Origin of the sequence: Moorena sp. SIO1F2, assembly GCF_010672755.1 — a bacterium.
GTDB lineage: Bacteria > Cyanobacteriota > Cyanobacteriia > Cyanobacteriales > Coleofasciculaceae > Moorena.
In genome coordinates, this window is the sequence record NZ_JAAHFV010000475.1 from 1 (window position 1) to 4,141 (window position 4,141).

Genomic DNA, 4,141 nt, shown 5'->3' on the forward strand with positions numbered 1-4,141 from the left:
TGGAGTAGGGAGTAGGGAGTAGGGAGTAGGGAGTAGGGAAGAAAATTTAAATGTATATCACGGTTACTATAAAATGCTATAACTCTACTAATAACTTTTATGATTAAATCCCTAATTAGATCATGGTTGTTGTGCTTAAGTCTATCCTTAGTGTTAATAGCTTGCAATGCTCTTACCTTTAACAATCAACAGCCAGAAGTGGTGAGCCTAACGGTATCAGTGGCTGCTAGCTTACAAGATGCGATGAAAGCTATCAAAGTACTCTACACTAAGGAAACACCAGATGTTACCATTATTTATAATTTTGCATCCTCTGGTTCGTTGCAGCAACAAATCGAACAGGGAGCGCCAGTGGATGTTTTTATTTCAGCAGCTCCGAAACAGATGAATGCTCTGGAATATAAGGGGCTTTTACTAGAAGGGACAAGGCAAAGTCTTCTTAATAATCAGGTAGTTTTAGTTACTCCTAAAGACCAGACTGGTATCTCTAATTTTAAGGACTTAAGGTCTGATAAAATTAGTAAAATAGCAATGGGAGACCCGGAAAGTGTACCAGCTGGACACTATGCTAAGGAAGTTCTGACTACTCTTAACTTGTTTGAGCAGCTGAAACCGAAGTTGGTTTTTGGCAAAGATGTTCGTCAAGTTCTATCCTATGTGGAAACAGGTAATGTGGATGCTGGATTGGTGTATGCAACAGATGCTAAGGTATCAAACCAAGTTAAACGAGTTGCTACTGCTCCGCCAGAGTCTTACTCCCGGATTATCTACCCAGTAGCGGTATTGAAGGAGTCTAAAAACCCTGATCATGCTAACCAGTTTGTACAGTTTCTAATCAGTGATTCAGCTAAAACTATATTTTTGAGGTATGGGTTTATTATGGCGGATAAGGGAGTAGGGAGTAGGGAGTAGGGAATAGGGAATAGGGAACAGGGAATAGGGAATAGGGAGTCGGGAGTCGGGAGTCGGGAGTCGGGAGTCGGGGTAATAAAATTGAATTTGCCTTATAACTATTAGAGACCCTATATATGCCGTTTTTTCTGCCCACACTACCCACACTTTCCACACTACCCATACTCTTTGTTCAACACTATGGAAGATTTATCTCCTTTATGGATTTCCCTAAAGACTGCTGGCTTGGCTACTATCTTTGCTTTCTTTCTGGGAATTACAGTAGCGGGTTGGATGTTTAGCTATCAAGGGAAAGCTAAAGGAATTATTGATAGTATCTTAACCCTTCCGATAGTGCTACCGCCTACAGTAGTTGGCTTCTTATTACTGTTGTTACTAGGTAGAAATAGCCCAGTGGGACAGCTATTAAGGCAATTGGGATTATCTGTAATCTTGTCTTGGCCTGCTACTGTGATTGCTGCTACTGTCGTTGCCTTTCCTTTGATGTATAAAACTGTACTGGGAGCTTTCAAACAAGTTAATCAGGATTTGATTAACTGTGCCCGTACCTTGGGAGCTTCTGAATGTAGGGTATTTTGGCAAGTGTTGCTACCGTTGGCTTGGCCAGGGGTGATGGCGGGGACAGTTCTGGCTTTTGCTAGAGCTTTGGGAGAGTTTGGCGCTACGTTAATGCTAGCCGGGAGTATTCCTGGCAGAACCCAAACCATTGCGATCGCTATCTTTTTTGCAGCCCAAGCCGGGAGGATGGGGGAAGCACTAATGTGGGTGTTGATCATGGTTGCGATCGCTCTCGTCGCAATCACCATCATTAACTATGAACAGGGAGCAGGGAACAGGGAGCAGGGAGCAGGGAGCAGGGAGCAGGGAGCAGGGACAAAATCTAACATAGAAGTAAGTAAGGGATCCCCCCTAACCCCCCTTATTAAGGGGGGGACTAGAGCTTCCCTTATTAAGGGGGGAAAAGAACAGGGAATAGGGAAAAAATCTCACATAGAAGTAAGGAAGGGATCCCCCCTAACCCCCCTTATTAAGGGGGGGACTAGAGCTTCCCTTATTAAGGGGGGAAAAGAACAGGGAACAGGGAAAAAATCTAACATAGAACCAAGTCAAGGACTTTTAGTAGAGTTACGAAAAGAGCTAAGCTCTAGCTTTACCCTAGATGCTAAATTTACTGCTAATGGTAAGCCCTTAGGTATCTTAGGGGCTTCTGGTTCTGGTAAAAGTATGACGCTACGGTGTATTGCTGGTTTGGCTACACCCACTCAAGGCCGCATTGTCTTGAACGGAAGAGTTTTGTTTGATTCTAAACAGGGTATTAATCTTCCTCCTCACCAACGTCGCATTGGTTTTGTGTTTCAAAACTACGCCCTCTTTCCCCACATGAATGTTGCTCAAAATATCGGCTTTGGCTTGCAGGAATTGCCGAAAGCCCAAAGGAATGAACGGGTATGGAAATACATTGAACTGATGCATTTACAGGGACTAGAAAAGCGCTATCCTCACGAACTTTCTGGGGGACAGCAGCAGCGGGTAGCCTTGGCAAGAGCAATGGCGATCGCACCAGAAGCGTTACTATTAGATGAGCCCCTTTCTGCCCTTGATACCTATCTCCGGAATCAGATCGAAAGGCTATTAACTGAAATTTTCTCTACCTATCAAGGAGCGACTCTTTTCGTCACCCATAAATTAGAGGAAGCTTACCGAGTTTGTGGTAATCTGTTAGTACTTTCCGAAGGAAAGGTTATTGCTTCTGGCTCTAAAGAAGCTATTTTTGAGCATCCTCCTAGCTTTAGGGTAGCACAATTAACGGAGTGTAAAAACTTTTCTCGGGTTGAAATTATTGAGGACCAAAAAATTCAAGCCCTGGACTGGAACTGTAGTCTTTCAGTTGTGGAACCGATCAGGAAATCTTTAGCCTATGTTGGCATCCGTGCCCATCATCTGAGATTTCTAAAAGAGCCAAATCACGACAATACGTTTCCCTGTTGGCTGGTGACTATGAGTGAAACCCAGCACAGAGTTACACTGTATCTGAGTTTATATACTGCTTCTAGGAATCCTCAGCAATACCACCTCCAAGCTGAAGTTTTTAAGGAAAAATGGCATCAGATTAAAGCTTGGCCTGAGCCATGGTATGTGCAGTTAGATGCTTTGAGGTTGATTTTGATGGAGAGTTGAAAAAAATCGTTTTTCAGACTAGCCATTGTTGAATTGAAGTATGAATGCGCGATCGTCTGGTTTTGGGAAAGCCCCGTGTTGGTTCTCCAACTTTGGGGGACTTTGAGAATTTTGTTCCCACCAAAATTGGAAGTTAGGGGGGCGAGACTAACTAAATTTATAAGTCCTATTTTATTTAAAAAAGTGGCTCCGTTAACATAGCCAAGTGGTTATCCTATTCTAGAGTTGTCTGCAGAATAACTTCACACGACTTATACAACTGACGCAGTATCTTCCACCATCTGTATCGATGGCACGTGCTCCCACAACGTAATGTCCTTCAGGACAAAAAGCATCATTACTTCTATCAGTAGTAGCTTCCTGTCTTGTACCATCCCATCGATTGCCGTTAATCAGTAGGTTACCCTGAACAACCGTCTTATCTGCATTAGTAGTCAAGCCTTGAAGTTTGTTTGACAAAGTCTGAACTTCATTCGAGATTCTCTGATTAACACCAGATTCAATGTTACTAATCTTCTGACCGAGCTTTTGATCCTCCTGAGTAGATGAATTGGCTAAATTATCTAATTCTTGATCTAGATTATCCTGATTTGCTTTAAGGGACTGAATCCTAGTATTTAAGCCTTGCACACTATTACTTAAATCTTGATGATTTTGATTCATTTGCTCACGATTATTACTAATTTTACTAAAATTTTGTTCTAGTTTATTAGTTGCATTTCCCAACTTTTCATTGAGCAACTTTACTTCGTTTCTAACACTTTCAAGTTCTTGAAGCTTTGTTTGTAACTCTTGGTTCATTAAACGAATTTCCGATAATGTTGCTTCATAACATTGAAAAGCCGTAGAGTTTTTATCACACTCCTGGCGACTGTTTTGACTGTTTACTAATCGAGTACAAGAAGCTACTCCTATACCAACTGTAAGGATGATCGTGCTTAATGCCATTAAACGTTTCATAATTATTCTCCTTGTGAGCTATTTGTTAGATAATTTTTCCAAAAACGAGTTTTTATTCCGTATTCTAACCAGTCTCCTTTTATTTGATCAT

Annotated in this window: 4 protein-coding genes; 2 read left to right on the top strand and 2 right to left on the bottom strand. The window is 41.8% G+C overall.

Features of this window, described 5'->3' with window-relative positions; translation table 11 throughout:
• The first annotated feature begins 150 nt into the window (after positions 1 to 150).
• Complete coding sequence (gene modA / locus F6J94_RS31190) at positions 151 to 912, top strand: molybdate ABC transporter substrate-binding protein (RefSeq protein WP_293047356.1); 762 nt, start codon at positions 151 to 153, stop codon at positions 910 to 912.
• On the opposite strand, the gene F6J94_RS31195 is transcribed toward modA, so the two are convergent.
• Positions 878 to 1,075, bottom strand: coding sequence for a hypothetical protein (locus F6J94_RS31195; protein ID WP_293018903.1), 198 nt, complete (start codon positions 1,073 to 1,075; stop codon positions 878 to 880). The two genes, modA and F6J94_RS31195, sit on opposite strands and share 35 nt — an antisense overlap.
• 17 nt (positions 1,076 to 1,092) lie before the next feature.
• Between F6J94_RS31195 and modB the strand changes: the two genes are divergently transcribed.
• Positions 1,093 to 3,090 carry a molybdate ABC transporter permease subunit gene (gene modB / locus F6J94_RS31200; RefSeq protein WP_293047358.1) on the top strand — a complete coding sequence of 666 codons (1,998 nt, stop codon included), beginning with the start codon at positions 1,093 to 1,095 and terminating at the stop codon, positions 3,088 to 3,090.
• Between the two features lie 219 nt (positions 3,091 to 3,309).
• Here the strand turns inward: modB and F6J94_RS31205 are convergent, their stop codons facing one another.
• Positions 3,310 to 4,050, bottom strand: coding sequence for a hypothetical protein (locus F6J94_RS31205; protein WP_293047361.1), 741 nt, complete (start codon positions 4,048 to 4,050; stop codon positions 3,310 to 3,312).
• Positions 4,051 to 4,141 lie beyond the last annotated feature (91 nt).

Bases quoted from the DNA above. Each gene is read 5' to 3' on its own strand.
- F6J94_RS31195 (WP_293018903.1), bottom strand. From the start codon at position 1,075: ATGGGTAGTGTGGAAAGTGTGGGTAGTGTGGGCAGAAAAAACGGCATA.
- modB (WP_293047358.1), top strand. From the start codon at position 1,093: ATGGAAGATTTATCTCCTTTATGGATTTCCCTAAAGACTGCTGGCTTG.
- F6J94_RS31205 (WP_293047361.1), bottom strand. From the start codon at position 4,050: ATGAAACGTTTAATGGCATTAAGCACGATCATCCTTACAGTTGGTATA.